12 protein-coding genes and 1 pseudogene are annotated in these 22,201 nt (G+C 72.2%); 6 read left to right on the forward strand and 7 right to left on the reverse strand.

What is annotated here, in order from left to right; all coding sequences use genetic code 11:
* Window positions 1-208: 208 nt before the first annotated feature.
* The 3 genes and pseudogenes from treS to ACZ6C1_RS01845 all read right to left on the reverse strand — a co-directional run.
* Window positions 209-1,900: pseudogene (gene treS, locus ACZ6C1_RS01835) on the reverse strand (maltose alpha-D-glucosyltransferase); the annotation flags it as partial.
* Window positions 1,897-3,882, reverse strand: a complete 1,986-nt coding sequence (locus tag ACZ6C1_RS01840; RefSeq protein ID WP_469237157.1) for an alpha-1,4-glucan--maltose-1-phosphate maltosyltransferase — start codon at window positions 3,880-3,882, stop codon at window positions 1,897-1,899. The gene ACZ6C1_RS01840 and the pseudogene treS, both read right to left, overlap by 4 nt.
* A gap of 262 nt (window positions 3,883-4,144) precedes the next feature.
* A complete protein-coding gene (locus ACZ6C1_RS01845) occupies window positions 4,145-5,098 on the reverse strand; it encodes an SDR family oxidoreductase (RefSeq protein WP_469236729.1) in 954 nt (317 codons plus the stop codon).
* A 117-nt stretch (window positions 5,099-5,215) separates the two neighbouring features.
* Here ACZ6C1_RS01845 and ACZ6C1_RS01850 point away from each other — a divergent pair, with 117 nt between their 5' ends.
* The 6 genes from ACZ6C1_RS01850 (at window position 5,216) to glgP (ending at window position 14,845) form a co-directional block, all read left to right on the forward strand.
* Window positions 5,216-6,187: an AraC family transcriptional regulator gene (locus ACZ6C1_RS01850; protein WP_469236731.1), complete on the forward strand. Its 972-nt coding sequence runs from the start codon at window positions 5,216-5,218 to the stop codon at window positions 6,185-6,187.
* A 118-nt stretch (window positions 6,188-6,305) separates the two neighbouring features.
* The gene (locus ACZ6C1_RS01855) at window positions 6,306-7,757 is read left to right on the forward strand and encodes a 4-hydroxyphenylacetate 3-hydroxylase family protein (RefSeq protein WP_469236733.1); all 1,452 of its coding nucleotides are present in this window, start codon (window positions 6,306-6,308) and stop codon (window positions 7,755-7,757) included.
* A 451-nt stretch (window positions 7,758-8,208) separates the two neighbouring features.
* Window positions 8,209-9,603: an MFS transporter gene (locus ACZ6C1_RS01860; RefSeq protein WP_469236734.1), complete on the forward strand. Its 1,395-nt coding sequence runs from the start codon at window positions 8,209-8,211 to the stop codon at window positions 9,601-9,603.
* 61 nt (window positions 9,604-9,664) lie between these two features.
* The gene (locus tag ACZ6C1_RS01865) at window positions 9,665-10,786 is read left to right on the forward strand and encodes a monodechloroaminopyrrolnitrin synthase PrnB family protein (RefSeq protein WP_469236736.1); all 1,122 of its coding nucleotides are present in this window, start codon (window positions 9,665-9,667) and stop codon (window positions 10,784-10,786) included.
* Between the two features lie 13 nt (window positions 10,787-10,799).
* Window positions 10,800-12,092, forward strand: coding sequence for an FAD-dependent monooxygenase (locus tag ACZ6C1_RS01870; RefSeq protein ID WP_469236737.1), 1,293 nt, complete (start codon window positions 10,800-10,802; stop codon window positions 12,090-12,092).
* Between the two features lie 125 nt (window positions 12,093-12,217).
* Window positions 12,218-14,845, forward strand: coding sequence for an alpha-glucan family phosphorylase (gene glgP / locus ACZ6C1_RS01875; RefSeq protein ID WP_469236739.1), 2,628 nt, complete (start codon window positions 12,218-12,220; stop codon window positions 14,843-14,845).
* A 402-nt stretch (window positions 14,846-15,247) separates the two neighbouring features.
* Here the strand turns inward: glgP and ACZ6C1_RS01880 are convergent, their stop codons facing one another.
* The 4 genes from ACZ6C1_RS01880 to ACZ6C1_RS01895 form a co-directional block, all read right to left on the reverse strand.
* A complete protein-coding gene (locus ACZ6C1_RS01880) occupies window positions 15,248-17,281 on the reverse strand; it encodes a M4 family metallopeptidase (protein WP_469236740.1) in 2,034 nt (677 codons plus the stop codon).
* Between the two features lie 451 nt (window positions 17,282-17,732).
* Window positions 17,733-18,338, reverse strand: coding sequence for a flavodoxin family protein (locus ACZ6C1_RS01885; protein ID WP_469236742.1), 606 nt, complete (start codon window positions 18,336-18,338; stop codon window positions 17,733-17,735).
* Between the two features lie 59 nt (window positions 18,339-18,397).
* Window positions 18,398-20,419, reverse strand: a complete 2,022-nt coding sequence (locus tag ACZ6C1_RS01890) for an ABC transporter ATP-binding protein (RefSeq protein ID WP_469236743.1) — start codon at window positions 20,417-20,419, stop codon at window positions 18,398-18,400.
* On the reverse strand, window positions 20,416-22,197 hold the full coding sequence (locus ACZ6C1_RS01895) for an ABC transporter ATP-binding protein (RefSeq protein ID WP_469236745.1): 1,782 nt from the start codon (window positions 22,195-22,197) through the stop codon (window positions 20,416-20,418). Before ACZ6C1_RS01895 ends, ACZ6C1_RS01890 begins: the two co-directional genes overlap by 4 nt.
* Window positions 22,198-22,201 lie beyond the last annotated feature (4 nt).

The raw sequence follows: 22,201 nt of genomic DNA on the forward strand, positions 1-22,201 counted from the left end.
CGGTCGTCCCGGGCGCCGGGAGCGTGTCGGCCACCGCTCCCGCGAACGCCGTGCCCGGCACGGCTACGGCCGTCGTGCCGGGCAGGACCGGGGCCACCGCGCCCGCCGTCGTCCGCGCCGCCCCGGCAGGAGCCGCCGCCCCACCGGCGGGTGCCGCCGTGGCCACGGTGGCTTCCGTGACCGTCTTGCCCGTGGCCGGCTTCATGGTGTCCTTGCGGAGGCGGAACCAGTAGAAGCCGTGACCCGCGAGGGTGAGCAGATACGGCCATTCGCCGATCGCCGGGAAGCGCACCCCGCCGATCAGCTCCACCGGGTGCATCCCGTTGAACCGCCGAAGGTCCAGCTCCGTCGGCTGCGGGAAGCGCGAGAAGTTGTGCACGCACATCACCAGGTCGTCCCCGTACTCCCGGAGGAAGGCGAGGACCGCCGGGTTGGACGACGGCAGCTCGGTGTACGAACCGAGACCGAAGGCGGGGTTCTGCTTGCGGATCTCGATCATCCGCCGCGTCCAGTGCAGCAGCGACGACGGCGACGCCATGGACGCCTCGACGTTGGTGACCTGGTAGCCGTAGACCGGGTCCATGATGGTCGGCAGGTACAGCCGTCCCGGGTCGCAGGACGAGAAGCCCGCGTTGCGGTCGGGCGTCCACTGCATGGGTGTGCGGACGCCGTCGCGGTCACCCAGCCAGATGTTGTCGCCCATCCCGATCTCGTCGCCGTAGTAGAGGATCGGCGAGCCGGGCAGGGACAGCAGCAGCGCGGTGAACAGCTCGATCTGGTTGCGGTCGTTGTCGAGCAGCGGGGCCAGGCGCCGCCGGATGCCGATGTTGGCGCGCATCCGCGGGTCCTTGGCGTACTCCGCGTACATGTAGTCGCGCTCTTCGTCCGTGACCATCTCGAGCGTCAGCTCGTCGTGGTTGCGCAGGAAGATGCCCCACTGACAGCCCTCCGGGATCGCCGGCGTCTTGGCCAGGACTTCGGAGACCGGGTAGCGGGACTCCCGGCGCACCGCCATGAAGATGCGCGGCATGACCGGGAAGTGGAACGCCATGTGGCACTCGTCGCCGCCGGCCGCGTAGTCGCCGAAGTAGTCGACGACGTCCTCCGGCCACTGGTTGGCCTCGGCGAGCAGCACGGTGTCGGGGTAGGCGGCGTCGATCTCCTTGCGGACCCGCTTGAGGAAGGCGTGGGTGGCCGGGAGGTTCTCGCAGTTGGTGCCCTCCTCCTGGTACAGGTACGGCACGGCGTCGAGGCGGAAGCCGTCGATGCCCAGGTCCAGCCAGAAGCGCAGCGCGGACAGGATCTCCTGCTGCACGGCCGGGTTCTCGTAGTTGAGGTCCGGCTGGTGGGAGAAGAACCGGTGCCAGTAGTACTGCTTGCGCACCGGGTCGAAGGTCCAGTTGGACGTCTCGGTGTCGACGAAGATGATCCGCGCGTCCTGGTACTGCTTGTCGTCGTCGGCCCAGACGTAGTAGTCGCCGTAGGGGCCGTCGGGGTCGTTGCGGGATTCCTGGAACCACGGGTGCTGGTCGCTGGTGTGGTTCATCACGAAGTCGATGATCACTCGCATGCCGCGCTGGTGGGCGGCATCGACGAACTCGACGAAGTCGGCCAGGTCGCCGAATTCGGGCAGTACGGAGGTGTAGTCCGATACGTCGTAACCGCCGTCCCGGAGCGGGGACTTGAAGAACGGCGGGAGCCAGAGGCAGTCGACCCCGAGCCACTGAAGGTAGTCCAGCTTGGCGGTGATGCCCTTGAGGTCGCCGACGCCGTCGCCATTGCTGTCCTGGAACGAGCGGACCAGAACCTCGTAGAAGACGGCTCGTTTGAACCAGTCGGGGTCACGGTCCTTTGCCGGCGTGTCCTCGAATGTGTCGTGGACGGGCTCGTTGACGATCATGATGTGGGTGACCCTCCGATCGGCGGGGACGGTCGCAGGACGAAGATGTGCGCGGGTGTGACACCCGGTGCGAGGCGCACATAGTTGGCCCTGCCCCAGTGATAGGTCTCACCGGTGAGCTCATCGCGCACCGGCACGGTCTCGTGCCAGTCGAGGCCGAGTTCCGGCATGTCCAACGACACCGTCGCCTCGTGGGTGTGGCGCGGGTCGAGGTTGACGACCGTCAGAACAATGTTCGAACCCGCGCGCTTGCTGTACGCGATGACGGCGTCGTTGTCGGCGTGGTGGAAGCGCACCGAGCGCAGCTGCCGCAGGGCGGCGTTGCGGCGCCTGATCCGGTTCAGTTGCGCGATCAGGGGGGCGATGGTGCGGCCCTCGCGCTCCGCCGACTCCCAGTCGCGCGGGCGGAGTTGGTACTTCTCCGAGTCGAGGTACTCCTCGCTGCCCTCCCGTACCGGGGTGTTCTCGCACAGCTCGTACCCGGCGTAGACACCCCACGTCGGGGACATCGTCGCGGCGAGCACCGCCCGCGCCTCGAAGGCGGGGCGGCCGCCGTGCTGGAGGTAGGCGTGCAGGATGTCCGGGGTGTTCACGAAGAAGTTCGGCCGCATGTAGGCGGCGGCGTCGCCGGACAGCTCGGTGAGGTACTCGGTCAGCTCCTGCTTGGTGTTGCGCCAGGTGAAGTACGTGTACGACTGCTGGAAGCCGATCGCGCCCAGGGTGTGCATCATCGCGGGCCGGGTGAAGGCCTCCGCCAGGAAGATCACGTCCGGGTCGGACTTGTTGATGGCCCCGATGACCTTCTCCCAGAACACCACGGGCTTGGTGTGCGGATTGTCGACGCGGAAGATGCGCACGCCGTGGGCCATCCAGTGCCGCAGCACGCGCAGCGTCTCGCGGACGATGCCCCGCATGTCCTTGTCGAACGCGATCGGATAGATGTCCTGGTACTTCTTGGGCGGGTTCTCGGCGTACGCGATGGTCCCGTCGGGCCGGTGGTGGAACCAGGCCGGGCGCTTCTTCACCCAAGGGTGGTCCGGCGAGCACTGGAGGGCGAAGTCCAGGGCCACCTCCAGGCGCAGTTCGCGCGCCCGTTCGACGAAGGCGTCGAAGTCCTCGATGGTGCCGAGGTCCGGGTGGACCGCGTCGTGGCCGCCCTCGTGAGACCCGATCGCCCACGGCACGCCGACGTCGTCGGGGCCGGCCGTGAGGGTGTTGTTGGGACCCTTGCGGTGGGTGGTGCCGATGGGGTGGATCGGCGGCAGGTATACGACATCGAACCCCATCGCCGCGATGGCCGGAAGCCGCTCGGCGGCCGTGCGGAAGGTCCCGGAGACCGGGCGGCCGTTCTCCACCCTGGCTCCCTCGGAGCGCGGGAACATCTCGTACCACGACCCGAACAGCGCCCGCTCACGCTCCACCAGCAACGGCAACGGCCGTGAGGAGGTGACCAGTTCGCGCAGGGGATGGGCGTCGAGCGCCTGCACCGCCTCGGTGCCGAGGGCGGCGGCGAGCCGGTCCTCGGGGGAGCGCCGCTCGTCGCGCAGCGCGTCCACCACGGCGAGCACGGCCTCACGGCCCTCGCCCTTCGGTACGCCGTCGGCGGCCCGTTCGTGCAGGGAGGCGCCCTCGGCCAGTACCAGGTCGGTGTCGATGCCGGCCGGGATCTTGATGCCGGCGGTGTGGCGCCAGGTGGCGACCGGGTCGCTCCACGCCTCGACGGTGAAAGTCCAGCGTCCTTCGGCCGTAGGGGTGACCTCGGCGCCCCAGCGGTCGGTGCCGGGCGCCAGTTCCCGCATCGGGGTGAACGGGCCCGGGTGTCCGGCCGGGTCCGTCAGGACGACATTGGCGGCCACGGCGTCATGGCCTTCGCGGAACACCGTGGCCGTAATCTGGAAGGTTTCGCCGACCACCGCCTTGGCGGGCCTTCTGCCGCAGTCGACCAGCGGGCGTACATCGAGAACGGGAATGCGACCAATCAGCGAGTTCACGGCATCACCTGAGGGTTGCGTACGGGGTATCGCTCTTTGTACTTGCTCGGTTGACGAGTGGCAGAGCGCAGGCATCACCGCTCCTGTCCGGGTTCACTCGGGTGGGCGGGTACCGGAGGAGCCCTACCCACACCCTTCGGGTGGGCAATCCGGCGCGTTGTTAACTACTCAGGCGTAGCCGGACACGAAAAGAACCGGCCCCGTTCGAGTGGAAAAACGTGGCCGGTTCGTGCTCGGGTGTGTCCAGTGGCGTTCAGGTGAGCGTCTGGGCGTCCTGCTCCTCCGGGTCGCTGGCCCAGACCTGCCACGGCTGGCGCGACACCCACTCGTCGACCGGCGCGGGCGCCACCGACAGGGCCCGGGCCGACAGCCCGTCGTCCCCCGCCATCAGCAGCGGCTCCTGACCCGCCGACATGTAGTGGTAGATGCCGGCCACTCCGGCCGCGGCGGCCGGGCCGATCGCCTCCGCGAGGCCCTGCTCGAAGACCTGCGGCGACAGCGCCCGGTACCGCACCTCGCGCCCCAGCCCCCGGCCGAACGCCTCCGCCAGCTCATCACCCGTCAGGGCCCGCGTGCCGCCGATGTCGTAGGTACGCCCTTCCAGACCGTTCACGGTGAGCGCCGCGTACACCGCCCGCGCCAGGTCCCGGTGCGAGAGCCACGCCGTCGGCACGTCGGCCGGCAGCGGATAGGCGAGGACGCCGTCGTTGACCAGGGCCGGGCCGTTCCACGGGCTGAACAGGTTGTCCAGGTAGACCGGTGGGCGCAGCACCACCAGCGGTACGCCGCTCTCCCGCAGTACCTCCTCGGCGATCCGGCGCGTCTCGAACGCCGCCACGTCGGTGGGCGTACGCGGGACGCGGGTGTTGGCGTTGTACACCAGCCGCCGCACCCCGGCCGCGACGGCCGCCCGCGCGATGTTGCGGGCGTAGGCGCGCACCCGCTTCGCCTCGTACACCAGCGGCATCACCACCGCGGCGTGCGTCGCCCCCGCGAAAAGCTGCCGCACGGCCTCGGCGTCGGCGAGGTCGCCCGTGGCGCACGAGACGCCGGGCAGCGGGGGCCGGTCGCCCTCGGGACGCCGGGAGAGCGTACGCACCCGGTGGTCACGCTCGGTCAGCAGGCGGGCGACCGCTCCGCCCTGGAAACCGGTCGCTCCCACCACGGCGACCCGCATCTGATTGTGCTCGGACTTTGGCTCCGACATATGCCTGATTGGCCCTTCGATAGGGTGTGACTGCTGCCATGACGGCTCCTCACAGGCTGGCGGCGGCGGCTTTGGCCGATCAATTAACAATTCGGGGCGGGGGTTGAAGGATCGTCCATGGACACCGTGCGCACCGAAACCGGGAACGACGACCGCAATGACGACCTCCTCAGTGAGCTGTTGCAACCGTTGCGTCTCACCGGCGTCTTCGACAGCCGCTGGCACGTCCGCGCGCCCTGGGCGATCGAGGGCGACGCCGAGCAGGGCTGTGCCGTCCTCCACTACATCGTCGAGGGCGGCTGCTGGATCACCGCCGACGGCCAGCCGCCGCAGGAACTGCACGCCGGTGACCTGGCCGTCTTCCCCACCGGCACCGCACACCGGCTCGCCGACCGGCCCGACCGGCAGGGCGTGCCGCTCAAGGCGGTCCTGCCCGAGCGCCAGCCCGGCACCTCCGGCGAGATCCGCATCGGCGGCACCGGGCCGGAGAGCCGGCTGCTGTGCGCCGGGCTGCACTACGACTCCAGCGCCGCCACTGGTCTGTACAAGGCGCTGCCCTGGGCGCTGGTCCTGGACCGCTCGCAGGTCGACCGGGAGCCGCTGCTGCGCGACACCCTGCGCCTGCTCGCCGCCCCCGACCGGCCCGTCGGCCCCGGTGACCGCCTGATCACCCTGCGGGCCTTCGAGATGGCCCTGGTGCTCGCGCTGCGCCCGCTGCTGCGGGAGTTCGCCGAGAACCCGGCCTCCCTGCCGGTCCTGCGCCACCCGGGGGTGAGCCGCGCCCTGGTGATGATCGCGACCCGGTTCGCCGAGCCGTGGACCATCGAGTCGCTCGCCCGGGAGGTCGGTATGTCCCGCTCCGCGTTCACGGCCGCGTTCCGCGCGCTGGTCGGCGAGGCGCCGGCGCGCCACCTGACCGGGCGGCGCATGCAGGAGGCGGCGCGGCTGCTCGGCGAGACGTCACTGCCGCAGTCGGCGGTACCGCAGCGGGTCGGTTACCAGAGCGCGGTCGGTTTCCACCTTGCCTTCCGCAAATGGTTCGGCGTCACTCCGGGTGAGTACCGGGCAGGTGCGGCGAGCGCCGCCTAATGGTTTTTGGACGCTGACTGGCCGGTTCTTAAGGACCATTGGACGGACGTTCATTGCCGAAGGCATGGACCAACGGACAGGCTCTCCTGCGGCAATGGCACCCGCAGGAGGAGAAACGGTGACGAGGTCCGGTCAGGAGTACCTGGCGTCGCTGCGCGACGGCCGGGAGATATGGCTCGACGGGGAGCGGGTGGAGGACGTCACCTCGCACCCGGCGTTCCGCAACACCGCGGCCTCGATCGCCCGCCTGTACGACCTGGCGCACGACTCCGAGCACACCCCGGTCCTCACCCAGGGTGGCGTCCACCGCGCGTACGCGATCCCGCGGTCGTACGAGGACCTCGTCGCCCGTCGTGAGGCGTACAAGGTGTGGGCGGAGGCGAGCTTCGGCTTCCTGGGCCGCACACCCGACTACATGGCCGGCGGCGCGGCCGGCTTCGCGGCGCTGCCGTCCCTGTTCCGGACGGAGGGCTACGACGGCTCCGCCGCCGCACTCGCCTACCACCGGCGGCTCGCCGAGGGTGACCTGTACCCGACCTTCACCATCACCAACCCGCAGAACGACCGCACCAGGTCCGCCTCCGAACAGGAGGAGGACGACCTGGTGGTTCGGGTGGTCGCCGAGAAGGACGGCGGGATCGTGGTGCGCGGCGCCAAGATGATCGGCACCGCGGCGGTGTTCGGCAACGAGGTGATCGTCGGCACGATCGAGCCGCTCGCCCCGCAGGACGTCGAACACGCGGTGTGCTTCTCGGTCCCGATCGACACACCGGGGCTGAAGTTCCTCTCCCGCACGTCGTACGAGGCCCAGGCGCGCAGCGTCTTCGACAACCCGCTCTCCTCGCGCTTCGACGAGAACGACGCGCTGCTCGTGTGCGACGACGTGTTCGTGCCGTGGGAACGGGTGCTGGCGTACCGGAACGTCGACGTGTCGTTCCGGATGTGGTGGCAGACCCCCGCGTACCTGAACTTCGTGCACCAGGCCGCCACCCGGTTCTGGACGAAGCTGGAGTTCCTCACCGGCGTCGCGATCCTGGTCACCAAGGCCAACAACACCTACGAACTGCCGCCGGTCACCCAGGCCATCGGCCGGCTCCTCGGCCGTGTCGCCCAGGCCAAGGCGTTCGTGCTGGCGGCGGAGGCGTCGTACGAGGAGGTGGACGGCGGCCGCGGCGGGGTCGCGCCCGGCAAGGACATCTCCTTCGCGCAGCGCATCATGGCGGGCGAGCTGTACCCGCAGGCCGTCCAGGAGATCAAACTCCTCGCGGGCGGCGGGCTCATCCAGCTGCCAGCGTCGGGCGAGGACCTGCTGCACCCGGAGCTGGGCCCGCTGGTCCGCAAGTACATCCGCTCGCCCGGCACTCCGGCCGAGGACCGCGTGAAGCTGCTGAAACTGGCCTGGGACGCGCTCGGCTCGGAGTTCGCCGGCCGCCACGAGCAGTACGAACGCTTCTACCACGGCGCCCCGCACGTCTACCTCACCCAGCAGGCATGGGAGGGCGGCGCCCCCGCCTGCGAGGCCCTCGCCCAGGCCTGCCTGGACGGCTACGACCTGGGACGTACCCGATGACCGCGTGTGTCCCGGGCTCGGCGCGCGGACGCCGCCCCGCCGTCGCGGACCGCGCGGGCCCGGCGGCCCGGCTCACCTCCGCCGCCCTCTGCGCCCCCGCCCGGCTGCGCGCCGACGACCCCGGCCGGTGCGCCCGTGGTGGCCGCGCGGTCCGACCGCCACGGCACGCCCACGGCACGGCGCTGCCCCACCCGGCGGCCGACCCCGGATGGCACCGCCGTCCGGGCGCCCCGCGCCCCGACGCCCCGGCGTGGCGCGGAATCCGTCCGGGGGGACCGGCGTGGCGCGGAATCCGTCCAGGGGATCCGGTGCGGCATCAGGTCACCGGCCTTGTGGCCGACCCCGGGTGGCATCGGGGCAGCGGCGGTGCGGGCGCCCCTGGACGGCACCCCGTCGCCGGGTGGCCGGGCGGCCGCGTGCGGCTGCGCCGCACGGCGCGCGGGAGCCGGCGATGAGGGGAACGCCCGGGAACCGGCGCGGCGCGCTGGGGCTGCTGGCGGCCACCCAGCTTCTGATGATCATGGATACGGCGATCGTCAACGTCGCCCTCCCGTCCGTGGACGCGGACCTCGGGGCCGGGTCCGCCGGCCTGTCCTGGGTGGCCAACGCCTACCTCATCACCTTCGGCGGGCTGCTCCTCCTCGGAGGCCGCACCGCCGACCTGTTCGGCCACCGGCGGCTCTTCACCGGCGGGCTCGCGCTCCTCGCGGCCGCCTCCGCCGCCGGGGGCCTCGCCCAGTCCACCGGCGCGCTGATCGCCGCCCGCGCCGTGCAGGGCGTCGGGGCGGCACTGGCGGCGGCCGCCGCGTTCGCCCTGCTGCTGATCCTCTTCCCGGACGGCCCCGACCGGCACCGGGCGCTCGGCGCGTTCGCCGCGATGGGCGGCCTCGGCGGCGTCCTCGGAACCGTTCTCGGCGGCGTCCTCACCGACCTGCTCGGCTGGCGCTCCACGTTCTGGCTGAACGTCGCCGTCGCCGCCGTACTCGCCCTGCTCGCCCTCCGGCTCCTGGACGGCGGCACCCGGGGCGCCGAGCCCGGCTTCGACCTGGCGGGCGCGCTCACCGCCACCGGCGGGCTCGGCCTCGTCGCGTACGCCCTCGTCGGGCGCAGCCTCCTCGCGGGCGCCGCCGGGCTCTGCCTGCTCGCCGCGTTCGCCGTCGTACAGACCCGCGCCGACCGGCCCCTCGTACCTCCCGCCGTGATGAAGCGGCCCGCGCTGCGCCTCGCCAACCTCCTCGGCGCCCTCGCCCAAATGGCGTTGTTCCCCATGTTCTTCCTGGTCAGCCTCTACCTCCAGAGCGTCCTGGGACAGTCCCCGCTCACCGGCGGCCTCGGCCTGCTCCCACTCTCCCTGGTCGTCGTCGCCACCGCCCCGCTGACCGGCCGCCTGATCCTCCGCCTCGGCCTTCGCCGGACCATGACCCTCGGTTTCTGGCTGCTGCTCGCGGGGATGGTCTGGCTCGCCCTGTCCCTGCGTGCCGACGGCACCTTCGCCACCACCGTCCTCGCGCCCAGCCTCCTGCTGGGTGCCGCCCTGCCGCTGGTCATGGTCACCACCAATGTGGCCGCCACGGCAGAGGCCACGAAAATGGAGACCGGCCTCGCCTCCGGGCTGATCAACACCAGCCAGCAGTTCGGATCCGTCCTGGGCCTGGCCGTCCTCGTGGCCGTGGCCACCACCCGTACCGGCACGGCCACACCCCAGGCCGAAACCGCGGGCTTCCAGGCGGCGCTGCTCGTCGGCGCCGCGTTCGCCGCCACGGCAGCACTGCTGTCCGTACGGCTGAGCCTGCCCGCGCCCGTACCGGCGCCGCCACGCCGAGGCCGGGTGGGCGACCCGCGGTGACCGCCTGACCAGCGAACACCGCGCCACTCCCGAACCCACACTGCCCGAGGGGGGCATCCCGTTGACCCTGTACGACCTTGTCGCGCCCGGTCTCGATACCTGTGCCGAACCGCGCTACCGCATCACCGAGATACGCGACGCCGACCCGCTCGGCGCCGACGCGCTGCTCGCCGCGCTCCCCGCGATGAACCGTGACGCCGACGTCGCCGCGCTCACCGTCGCCCTGCGCACCCTCGTACCCGACCTCGACCGGGTCGCCGAGTGGTGCGTCATCGAGGCGCTCGCCGCGATGCGCGACCTCGGCATGCTGCTCGGCTCCCTCAAACGGCACGGTGTCCAGCCGGTCACCGCCGTCCCCGAGGTCCTGCCCGTCCTGGAGGAGCTGGCCCGCCGCACCGACATGGTGCCCCGTGACACCGTGCACCACTACACCACCTGGAACCCGCTCGGCCACCGGCAGCGCATGTACACCGGCCACGAGATGGAGGCCCACCTCCAGGAAGCCGTCCGGATGGTCTTCCCCAGCCTCGTCGCCGCCCTGGACACCTGCGGCAAGCTTGCCCGCCTCGAACCGTACGACCCCGGCTTCGCCCTCGCGCTGGACCGTACCGCCCAGCACGTCCAGGCGATGGTCGACTCCATCGACTTCACCATCGACCACGTCTCACCGTCCTACTTCGCCCGCACGCTGCGCCCCTACTTCGAGGAGGTCGACGTCGCCGGCCGCGACTACCTCGGCCCGGCCGCCGCGCAGGTGCCGCTCTGGCTGGTCGACCTGACGGTCTGGCAGTGCGACCGCCCGCACCCCGGCTACGACGCCTTCCTCGCCGAGTCGGTCGAGTACAGCCTCCCGTCGTGGCGCGCCTTCCACGCGGCCCACAGAAGCGGCGTCTCCGCCGTCAGCAAGCTGTCCGCCGCGCTGAGCTGGGAGACCGTCCACCGGCTGCCGCCCCAGCTCGTCGCGTCCGCCCACTCCCTGGCGCGGGTGCTGCGCATCCTCAAGACGTTCCGCGCCCGCCATGTGGGCATCGCCCGCAAGGCCTACAGCGACGAGCTCCGGCTGTACGACGAGGGCAGCGGCGGGGCGCCGGTCGCGCTGCTGCGCTCGGTGCTCGACCTGACCAGGGACAACGAGACGCTGGTGCGCCAGGCCACCCAGCGGCCGCGCCCCACGGCCGCGTGAGGGGAGCGCCCGCATGACCCCGCACATACTCGTCGCCGGCGGCGGAGTCGCCGGACTGACCGCCGCACTCGCCCTGCACGCCGCCGGGTTCCACCACGTCACCGTCGTCGAGGCGGCACGCGAGATCCGGCCGCTCGGCGCCGGGCTGAACCTCATGCCCAACGCCGTGCGCGAACTCGACGCGCTCGGACTCCTCGACGACCTGGAGGCCGACGCCGTACGCACCCGGGAGCTGCGCTACTACCACCGCTCCGGCGGGCTGATCTCCCGTGAACCGCGGGGCGTGCGCGCCGGCTACCACTGGCCCCAGCTCTCCGTCCACCGCGGCCGGCTCCAGCAGGTCCTCGCCGACGCGGTACGCGGCCGGCTCGGCCCTTCCGCGATCGTCACCGGTGTCCGGGTGACGGGCCTGGAACAACTGCCCGACGGGCGCCCACGCGTGCGCCTGGAGCACCGCGAGGGTGCCGTGCGCGGCCGGGCGTCGCTGGAGCCGGACGTCCTGATCGGCGCCGACGGCATCCGTTCGGCGGTCCGCGCCGCCCTCAACCCCGGCGAGGGCGAGCCGCCCTGGAACGGCATGCTGGTGTGGCGCGGGGTGTCGTGGATGGACGCCCGCCGGGCGGGCACGTTCATGCTCGTCGCCGGCGACGACCGGCAGAAGGCCGTCGTGTACCCGATGGCCGAGCGCCCCACCGGGGACGTCCTCGTCAACTGGGCGCTCGCGATGCCCGCCGACAGCACCGCGAGCACCGTCCGGGACTCCCCCCGGGGCGACTGGAACCGGGCCGCGGTGGTGGCGGACTTCCTCCACCACTACGAAGGCTGGGAGTTCGGCGGGGTGAGCGTCCCCGACGTGCTGCGCGCCGCCGACGCGGCCCACGAGTACCCCATGGTCGACCGCGAACCCCTGCCGCGCTGGAGCCACGGCCGCACCACGCTCATCGGGGACGCCGCCCACGCCATGTACCCCATCGGCTCCAACGGCGCCACCCAGTCGATCGTCGACGCCCGGGCCCTCGCCCACGCCCTGGCCCTGCACCCCGACCCGGCCGAGGCCCTGGCCGCCTACGAGGCGGACCGGCGCCCCGCGATGACGGAGCTCCAGCGCGCCAACCGGCGCCTGGGCCCGGAGGCCGTCATCAATCTGGCCCATGAACGGGCCCCCGGGGGCTTCGCACACATCGACGACGTGATCCCCCCGCACGAGCGGCGCGAGATCGCCGCCCGGTACGCCGCGACCGGCGCGTTCGACCCGGAAACGGTCAACGCGGGCTCCCCGTACGAGGTCCCGGTGAGTACGCGGTGAACGCGCCCCCCTGAGTGCGCCGTGGTTGCGGAGGGCGGGGTGCCGATAACGTCGAAGGGTGAAGGCGGACGCACAACGCCCGTGCGTCCGCCCCGATACGTACCTGCCCTGCGAAGGTGGAACACGTGAAGGCAATCCGTCGATTCACCGTGCGCCCCGTCCTCCCCGACCCGCTCCGGCCGCTCAGCGACCTCGCGCGCAACCTGCGCTGGTCCTGGCACGCCGAGACCCGTGAACTGTTCCAGACCGTCGACCCCGAGGGGTGGCGGACCGTCGGCGGTGATCCCGTCCGGCTGCTGGGTTCCGTGTCGGCGGCCAGACTCGCCGAGCTGGCCCGCGACCGGCGGTTCCTGCGCCGCCTGTCCGCCGCCGCCGACGACCTCGACGACTATCTGCGCGGCCGCCGCTGGTACCAGAACCACACGCTCCCGGACGGTGACCTGCCCGCCGCCGTCGCCTACTTCTCGCCCGAGTTCGGTGTCACCGCCGCCCTGCCCCAGTACTCCGGCGGCCTCGGCATCCTCGCCGGTGACCACCTGAAGGCCGCCTCCGACCTGGGCGTACCGCTCATCGGCGTGGGGCTGCTCTACCGGCACGGCTACTTCCGCCAGTCGCTGTCCCGGGACGGCTGGCAGCAGGAGCACTATCCGCTCCTGGACCCCAACGAGATGCCCGTCAGCCTGCTGCGGCGGACGGACGGCTCCCCCGTGCGGGTCTCCCTCGCCCTGCCGGGCGGCCGCTGTCTGCACGCCCACATCTGGGTGGCCCAGGTCGGCCGCGTACCGCTGCTGATGCTCGACTCGGACGTGGAGGAGAACGGCCCCTCCGAGCGGGACGTCACCGACCGGCTCTACGGCGGGGGCAGCGAACACCGGCTGTTGCAGGAGATGCTGCTGGGAATAGGAGGTGTCCGGGCGGTACGCGCGTACTGCGAGCTCACCGGCCACCCCGCGCCCGAGGTGTTCCACACCAACGAGGGACACGCCGGATTCCTCGGCCTGGAGCGCATCCGGGAACTGAGCGAGGAGGGCGTCGAGTTCGACGCCGCCCTGGAGGCCGTCCGCGCCGGGACGGTCTTCACCACGCACACCCCCGTCCCGGCCGGCATCGACCGGTTCGACCGCGAGCTCGTCGCCCGCCACTTCGGTGACGGCGCGGAACTGCCCGGCGTCGACGTCGAACGCGTCCTCCAGCTCGGCATGGAGACCTACCCGGGCGGCGAGCCGAACCTCTTCAACATGGCCGTCATGGGGCTGCGCCTCGCCCAGCGCGCCAACGGCGTCTCCACCCTCCACGGCGCCGTCAGCCGGGGGATGTTCGCCGGCCTGTGGCCCGGGTTCGACGCCGACGAGGTGCCCATCACCTCCATCACCAACGGCGTCCACGCCCCCACCTGGGTGGCGCCCGAGGTGTTCCGGCTCGGCGCCCGCAAGATCGGCACCCAGCGCGCGGAGGACGCCCTGAGCGTCGGCGGCTCCCAGCGGTGGGACGCCGTCGGCGAGATCGCCGACTCCGAGATCTGGGACCTCCGCCGCGAGCTGCGCGAACAGCTGGTGACGGAGGTACGCACCCGGCTGCGGGCCTCCTGGCGGCAGCGGGGCGCGGGCTCGGCCGAGCTGGGGTGGATCGACGGGGTCCTCGACCCCGACATCCTCACCATCGGGTTCGCCCGCCGGGTCCCCTCGTACAAACGTCTGACGCTGATGCTGCGGGACCGGGACCGGCTGATGGAGATGCTGCTGCACCCGGAGCGGCCGGTGCAGATCGTCGTCGCGGGCAAGGCCCACCCGGCGGACGACGGCGGCAAGCGGCTGGTGCGGGAACTGGTGCGGTTCGCCGACGACCCGCGCGTACGCCACCGGATCGTGTTCCTGCCCGACTACGGCATGGGCATGGCCCAGAAGCTGTACCCGGGCTGCGACGTGTGGCTCAACAACCCCCTGCGGCCCCTGGAGGCGTGCGGCACCTCCGGCATGAAGGCGGCCCTCAACGGCTGCCTCAACCTGTCCGTCCTGGACGGCTGGTGGGACGAGTGGTACGAGCCGGACTTCGGCTGGGCCATCCCGACCGCCGACGGCCCGACCATGGACGAGGACCGGCGCGACGACCTGGAGGCCAACGCGCTGTACGAGCTGATCGAGAAGCGCGTCGCGCCCCGCTTCTACGACCGGAGCGCGAACGGGCTGCCCGAACGGTGGATCGAGATGGTCCGCCGGACGCTCGCCAACCTGGGCCCCAAGGTGCTGGCGGGACGGATGGTGCGGGAGTACGTGGAGCGGCTGTACGCCCCGGCCGCCCTCGCCCACCGGTCGCTGACCACCGACGCAGCTCGTGAACTCGCCGTCTGGAAGGCCAGGGTGCGCGCCGCGTGGCCGCGCGTGGCGGTCGACCACGTCGAAGTGGACGAGGCCAACGGCGTCGCCGAGCTCGGCTCCACCCTGGCGCTGCGGGTGCGGGTCGCCCTCGGGGACCTCCAGCCGGAGGACGTCGAGGTCCAGGCGGTCGCGGGCCGTGTCGACACCGACGACCGGCTCCGGGACGCCCAGACGGTGCCGCTGAAACCGGCGGGCGGACCGGACCAGCAGGGGCGCTGGGTCTACGAGGGCCCCCTCACCCTCGACCGGACGGGCCCGTTCGGCTACACGGTCCGGATACTGCCCACCCACCGGCTGCTGGCGGCGGGTGCCGACCTCGGGCTGGTCGCCCTGCCCACCGAGACGACGGGGGAGGGCGCGGGCGTCCTGATGCGCTGACCCCCTCCGCTGCCACCGCGGCTCGTCGCCCCTTCCCGCGCGGGGAGGGGCGGCGGGCCGCGCCGGTGTCCGCACTCGACGACCCCATGGTTCCGGCGCCGCCGCGGCGGCCGGCCGGCTCGCACCCGGGCGTGTGGCGCCCCGCGCTCGTCGCCCTGGACGTGAACGGCACGCTCCTGGAGGCCGGACCGCTCCGTCGCCCCGCCGGTGACGGCCGCCGTACGCCGCGCCGTTCCGGCCGGCGCCCACGTCGTGCTCGCCACCGGCCGTTCCGCGGCCGGGATCTCACCGGTGATCTCCTCGCCGTGCTGGAGCGCCGCGCCTCCGGCCGCACGTACGACCGCCCGGCGGCACTCGGGGTGCCACCGGGCGGTGCGTCAGCCGTTCAGCGTGCTTCCCGGATCACGGGAAGGTCAGCTTGAAGCTGTTGATGTAGCCGGTGTCCTGGGCGGCCCTGTCCTGCACGCGGAGCTTCCAGCTGCCGTTGGCGACCTCGCTGGAGGCGTTGACCGTGTAGGTGGCCTTGACGTTGTCGGCCGAGTCGGAGGAGCTGAACGGCTTCAGGTTGTAGACCGAGCCGTCCGGTGCGACCAGATCGACGACCAGGTCACCGCGCCAGGTGTGGACGATGTCCACGTCCACCTTCAGCGCGGAGGGGGCGTTGCCGGTGATGCCGGTGACGCTGACGGCGGAGGTGACGGCGGCACCGTTGTCCGGGATGGCGACGTCGGCCGTGTTCTCGAAGATCTTGCCGGTGCCGGGGTCGCCGCCACCGGGGCGGGACCCGACGTTGACGCCGGCCCACGCGTGCTCGACGGCCTTCACCTCGGCGCTGCCGGCGCCGTACAGCTCCGTGGCGACCGCGACGGTCCCGGTGCGGGCGGCGGCGTAGTTGGTCGTCGAGGTGAACTTGGTGGTGAGCGCCTTGTACCAGATCAGCGCGGCCTTGTCCCGGCCGATGCCGGTGACGGGCAGGCCGTCGGAGGTCGGCGAGTCGTAGTTGACGCCGTTGACGGTCTTGGCGCCGCTGCCCTCGGAGAGCAGGTAGAACCAGTGGTTCGCCGGGCCCGAGGAGTAGTGGACGTCGATGCCGCCGATACCGGAGTACCAGGCGTCCTTCGACGAGCCGTCCTTGCTCGGCTTGTCCATGTAGCGCAGCGGAGTGCCGTTGCCCCGGATGTCGATCTTCTCGCCGACCAGGTAGTCGCCCTTGTCCTGGGCGTTGTTGGCATGGAACTCGACCGCGGCGGCGAAGATGTCGGAGGTCGCCTCGTTCAGACCGCCGGACTCGCCGCTGTAGACCAGCTTGGCGGTCGCGGAGGTGATGCCGTGGGTCATCTCGTGGGCGGCCACGTCGATGGACGTGAGCGGCTTGGCGTTGCCGGCGCCGTCGCCGTACGTCATGCAGAAGCAGCTGTCGGTCCAGAAGGCGTTGACGTAGGCGTTGCCGTAGTGGACGCGGGAGTACGCGCCGACGCCGTCGCCCTTGATGCCGGAGCGGCCGTGGACGTTCTTGTAATAGTCCCAGGTGAGCGCGGCGCCGTAGTGGGCGTCGGCGCCGGCCGTCTCCAGGTTCTGCGGGGTGCCGTCGCCCCAGACGTCGTCGGCCCCGGAGAACAGCGTCCCGGTGCCGGAGGTGCCGCGGTTGAGGTTGTACGTCTTGTGGTTGCCGCGGCCGGTGTCGGTCAGCGTGTACGAGGGCGCGGTGCCGAGCGTGACCTGGCCGCTGTACTGGGTGTTGCCGGTGCCGTTGTGGACGGCCTGCCACTCGTAGAGCTTGGCGCCCGTGGTGGCGTCGGTGACGACGTGCAGCTCGTTCGGGGTGCCGTCGTGCTGGAGACCGCCGACGACCGTCTCGTACGCGAGGACCGGCTTGCCCTGTGCGAGCCACACCACCTTGCGCGGGGCGCGCTCGGGGGCGGTGGCCTTGGAACCCTCGGCGCGGGCCGCGCTCAGCGCCTGCTTCTGCGCGGCGGCCGGGGCGACGTCCGCGGTGGTGTCCACGCCCTTGAGTTCCGCCCGGGAGGCCTTGGCCACCGCCTCGGTGCGCCCGGCCTTGGTCTCGGTGACGACGAGGTCGCCGCCGAGGACCGGGAGCCCGGCGTAGGTGCGCTCGTAACGCGTGTGGGTGGTGCCGTCGCGGTCCTGGACGACGTCACGGACGGCGAGCTTCTCCTGGGCGCCGAGGCCGAGTTCCCTGGCCGTCTGCGCCTTGTCGGCGTCGGCCGCGCGTATCAGCGCGGTGCGCTGGGCGGGGGAGAGGTCGGCGGGCAGGGCGCCGGGGTCGGCCTTCCCGGCCGCCTGGGCCTTGGGGGCGGCGGTCCACGGGTCGTCGGCGGCGGTGGCGGCACCGGTCTGCACGCCCACGGCGAGCATGGCGGCGGCGGCGATCAGAGCACCGGTCGCGGTGGCGCGACGGCTTGGCGTGGGTCTCACGCGAACTCCTTTTGCGAGGGGGGTACCGGACGGCTGGGTGGGCCGGCCGGGCGGAGCAGCCTGCACAAGCGCGGAACACATGCGGAACGAACGTGAGAACGTCCGTCGAACAGGTGATGCGGAGAACGGGGTAAGAGTGACGTCCGCGACGGCTTCCTGTCAGGAGCGCGTCAACAGATTGGCCGGAATTCGTCCGTTGCCCGAAAAGCCGTGTTCGTTAAGCGGACGTTTCACCGTTGCGTACGGCCTCGCCGGCCGGTGTCCCGCTCCGCCCCGCACCGACGGGCGCGCCGCGGCCGAGCGCGCACCGCGCCCGTGTGAACGGCATGTTGAGCACGCGATACACGCCCCCGCGGCGGGCGCCCGGAGCCGGTGCGCGCTTCCGGCCACCCGGTCGCGCCCCCTCGCGGGCCGGTCCCGGGCGCACACCCCGGCGCGGCGGCCGGGTCGGCTACCGCTCCTCGTGGGGGAAGCGGGCGAGCGGGGCCTCACGCTGGAAGAAGCTCTTGGCGCGGATCATCGCCCGCTCGTCGTTCCGCACCTGGCCAGGACGGGACCCGTTGCCCAACAGCACCCCGCCGAACCGCATCCCCATGTACGCCGCCGAGTTGTTGAGGGAGGTCACGAGCCCGTCGGCGACGGCCTCCTCGCGGTCCGCCATCACCGTCACCCCCCACAGGGTCCGGCCCGCCATCCGCTCCTTGAAGTCCGAGCCGGGCACCGTCAGCCAGCCCGACCAGTAGTCGAGGTAACGCTTCATCTGCGCGGAAAGGGTGTACCAGTACAAGGGTGAGACGAGGACGACGTCGGTGGCGGCCAGAGTCGCCCGCCGAAGCGTCTCCTCGCTCTCGCCCGGCGCCCAGGACAGGCTCTCGTGCCGGCCGTCCTGGAAGTCGGGCAGCGACACCCGGCTCAGGTCGACCCATTCCTGGGAGACACCGGTGGGCAACTGCTCGGCGGCGGCACGAGCCAGGATCTCGCTGTTGCCGTCGGAACGGGAACTGCCGAGGACGAAGAGGAACGAGCGGTCGGTGACAGGTATGGAGTCGGTGGTCATGTCCGTTCCCAACTCCCCCAGCCGCCGCCGGTATTCCGCGTGACCCGGCCGCTGACCGGTCATCCCACCAGGCTCTCCCGCCACGCCCGGTGCAGACCGGCGAACCGGCCCCTGCCCTCGATCAGCTCGGTCGGCGACCCGTCCTCCACGATCCTGCCGCCCTCCATCACCAGCACCCGGTCCGCGATCTCGACCGTCGACAGCCGGTGGGCGATCACCACCGCGGTGCGGCCGTGCAGCACCGTGTCCATGGCCCGCTGCACGGCCCGCTCGCCTGGGATGTCGAGGGAGCTGGTCGCCTCGTCGAGGATCAGCACCGCCGGGTCCGCCAGCAGGGCCCTGGCGAAGGCCACGAGCTGACGCTGACCGGCCGAGATACGACCGCCACGCTTGCGTACGTCGGTGTCGTAACCCTCCGGGAGGCCCGCGACGAAGTCATGGGCGCCGATGGCCTTCGCGGCCTGCTCGATCTCCTCCCGGGTCGCGTCCGGCCGCCCGAGCGCGATGTTCTCCGCCACCGTCCCGGAGAACAGGAACGCCTCCTGGGTCACCATCACCACCCCGCGCCGCAACTCCGGCGTGGCCAGCTCCCGGAGGTCGACCCCGTCGAGCAGGACCCGGCCCCCGGTGGGGTCGTAGAACCGGGCCAGCAGCTTGGCGAGCGTCGACTTGCCCGCCCCCGTCGAACCGACCACCGCCACGGTCTGCCCGGCCGGGATGGTCAGCCCGAAGCGCGGCAGCACCTCACCGCCCGTGCGGTACCCGAAGCACACGTCCTCGAAGACGACCTCACGGCCCGGACTCCCGGCACGGGCAGGCGGCAGGGGACGGGGCGCCACGGGCTCCCGGACCGTCGGGGTCTGCGCCAGCAGTCCCGCGATCTTCTCCAGCGAGGCGGCGGCCGACTGGTACGAGTTGAGGAACATCGCCAGCCGGTCGATCGGGTCGTACAACCGCCGCATGTACAGCACGGCCGCCGCCAGCACCCCGAGCGCCAGCGTCCCGGACGCGACCCGGTAGGCGCCCCACAGGACCATGCCGGCCACCGCCGTGTTCGCCACCAGGCGGGAGCCGACGACATAGCGGGCCATCTCCAGAATCGCGTCGCCGTTGCGGCGTTCGTGGCGGCGGTTGAGCGTGCCGAACACCGCGTCATTGGCCCGTTCCCGCCGGAACGCCCGCACCGGCCGGATGCCGTTCATCGTCTCGGCGAACTTCACGATGACGGCGGCGATGGCCGTCGACCGTGCACTGAACGCGACGGCGGCACGCCGCCGGTAGAGCCGTACGAGCAGGTACAGCGGCAGGAACGAGGCCACCGCGACCACGCCGATGCCCAGGTCCAGCCAGAGCAGGAGCACGGAGATGAACGCGAAGGAGAGGAAGACCCCGACCAGCTCCTGCAGCCCCTCGCCGAGCAGCTCGCGCAACGACTCGACGTCGGTGGTGGAGCGGGAGATCAACCGGCCCGAGGTGTACCGCTCGTGGAAGTCGATGCTCAGTGCCTGGGCGTGCCGGAAGATCCGCCCGCGAAGATCGAGCAGGACGTCCTGGTTGACCCGGGCGGAGGTACGGATGAACGCGTAGTGGAAGAAACCGGCGCCAGCCGCGCACAGCGCGTACGCGACGCCCACCGCGACCAGCGGCCCGTGGTCCCCGCGCCGGAGTGCGGGCACGGCCCGGTCGATGGCGTACGCGACGACGAGCGGACCGGCCTGCACGGCGGCCTGCTGGAGCAGCAGCAACACCGCGGACAGCACCACCCGCCCGCGCCGCGGCGCCAGCAGCGCCCGCAGCAACGTCCGCGTGGCCCCCTGCGCGACCGGCAGATCGTCCCGATCGAACGCGTCCGTCCCACCGGCACCAGGCTCCACGTCCGCGCCGTGCCCCCCACCGGCCCCGTGCCCCCCACCGGCCCCGGGCTCCCCACCGGCCCCGGGCTCCCCACCGGCCCCGGGTTTCGCGCCTGCGCCGGGCAGCTCACCAGCCCCGTTCCCCCCACCGGCCCCGGGCCTCCCGCCCGTGCCCGGCGGGCCGTCGAGTGGGGGTGTCGGGGGCGTTCCACCGACCGTGTCCGTCATCGCGCACCGCCCGTCTTCTCGGCGCCCGACATGAGCCAGGCGTACTCCGCGCTGTCCCGCAGCAGTTGCTGATGGGTGCCCACCGCCGCGATGCGGCCCGCCGAGAGGAGGGCGACGCGGTCGGCCAGCATGACCGTGGACGGGCGATGGGCCACGACCAGGGCGGTGGTGTCCCGCAGCACGTCCCGCAGCGCCGCTTCGACCAGCGCCTCCGTGTGGACGTCCAGCGCCGACAGCGGGTCGTCCAGCACCAGGAACCGCGGCCGGCCCACCACCGCCCGTGCCAGGGCGAGGCGCTGACGCTGGCCGCCCGAGAGGCTCAGGCCCTGCTCGCCGACCTGCGTCTCGGTGCCCTGCGGCAGACGGCGTACGAACCCGGCCTGGGCGACCTCCAGGGCGCGCCGCAGCTCGGGCTCGCCCGCGCCCGCGGGACCGGCGCCCATCAGTACGTTCTCGCCGACGCTCGCCGAGAACAGCGTGGGCTCCTCGAACGCCACGGACACCAGTTCCCGCAGCCGCTCCCGGGGCATCGTCGCCACATCGACCCCGTCCAGCAGGATGCGCCCGCCCGTCACCTCGTGCAGTCGCGGCACGAGTGCCGTCAGCGTCGTCTTGCCCGAGCCGGTGGCGCCGACCAGTGCCATGGTCTCGCCGGGGCGCACGACCAGATCGACCCCGTCCAGCACCGGCGGCGCGTCCTCCGGCGCGTCCGGATACCGGAACGACACGTTCTCGAAGCGCAGCCCGCCCGACGGCACCGCGGCCGCGCCGCTCCCGCCCGCGTCCTCCTCCGCCTCGTCCATCACCTCGAAGTACCGCTCCACCGACGTCGCCGCCTCCTGGCTCATCGCCAGCAGGAACCCGATCGACTCGACCGGCCACCGCAGCGCCAGCGCCGTCGACAGGAACGCCACCAGCGTTCCGGCGGACAGCACACCGTCGGCGACCTGGACCGTGCCCAGCACCAGCGCGGCCCCGATGGCCAGCTCGGGCACGATCGTGATGACCGCCCAGATGCCCGCCAGCAGCCGCGCCTTGACCAGCTCCGTGCCCCGCAGCCGCTCCGCCAGCCCGTGGAACGCCTCCGCCTGGCTGCGGTGGCGGCCGAAGCCCTTGATGATCCGGATGCCGAGCACGCTCTCCTCGACGACCGTCGTCAGGTCGCCGACCTGGTCCTGCGCGCGGCGCGCCACCAGCGAGTACCGCGACTCGAACAGCGAGCAGACCACGATCAGCGGCGCCACCGGCACCAGCAGGACCAGCCCCAGTGTCCAGTCCTGCACCAGCAGCACTCCGCAACCGACCACCACCGTGACGCCGTTGACGAACAGGAACGTCATCGGGAAGGCCAGGAACATCCGAATCAGCGACAGGTCCGTCGTCGCCCGGGACAGCAGCTGCCCCGACGCCCACCGGTCGTGGAACGCGATCGGCAGCCGCTGCAGACGCCGGTACAGGCCGGCCCGCATCGCCGCCTCGACGCCCGCCAGCGGCCGGGCCACCAGCCACCGCCGCAGCCCGAACAGCGCCGCCTCCGCGATCCCCAGCCCCAGCACCACGAGCGCGCCGAACCACACTCCGCCCGGGTCCCGCCCGGCCACCGGCCCGTCCACGATCCACTTCAGTACGAGCGGGATGACCAGGCCCAGACAGGACGCCACGACCGCGACGGCCGCCGCGCTTCCGACCCGCGCGCGCACCGGACGCACATACGGCCACAGCCGCAACAAGGTACGAACGACTGAGCGGTCCTTGGGCGTTGCATCCGATTTCGACATCAGG

It is taken from the genome of Streptomyces sp. NPDC041796 (assembly GCF_055590785.1).

Bases quoted from the DNA above. Each gene is read 5' to 3' on its own strand.
- ACZ6C1_RS01845 (WP_469236729.1), bottom strand. From the start codon at position 5,098: ATGTCGGAGCCAAAGTCCGAGCACAATCAGATGCGGGTCGCCGTGGTG.
- ACZ6C1_RS01895 (WP_469236745.1), bottom strand. From the start codon at position 22,197: ATGTCGAAATCGGATGCAACGCCCAAGGACCGCTCAGTCGTTCGTACC.
- ACZ6C1_RS01870 (WP_469236737.1), top strand. From the start codon at position 10,800: ATGACCCCGCACATACTCGTCGCCGGCGGCGGAGTCGCCGGACTGACC.
- ACZ6C1_RS01885 (WP_469236742.1), bottom strand. From the start codon at position 18,338: ATGACCACCGACTCCATACCTGTCACCGACCGCTCGTTCCTCTTCGTC.
- ACZ6C1_RS01850 (WP_469236731.1), top strand. From the start codon at position 5,216: ATGGACACCGTGCGCACCGAAACCGGGAACGACGACCGCAATGACGAC.
- ACZ6C1_RS01860 (WP_469236734.1), top strand. From the start codon at position 8,209: ATGAGGGGAACGCCCGGGAACCGGCGCGGCGCGCTGGGGCTGCTGGCG.
- ACZ6C1_RS01890 (WP_469236743.1), bottom strand. From the start codon at position 20,419: ATGACGGACACGGTCGGTGGAACGCCCCCGACACCCCCACTCGACGGC.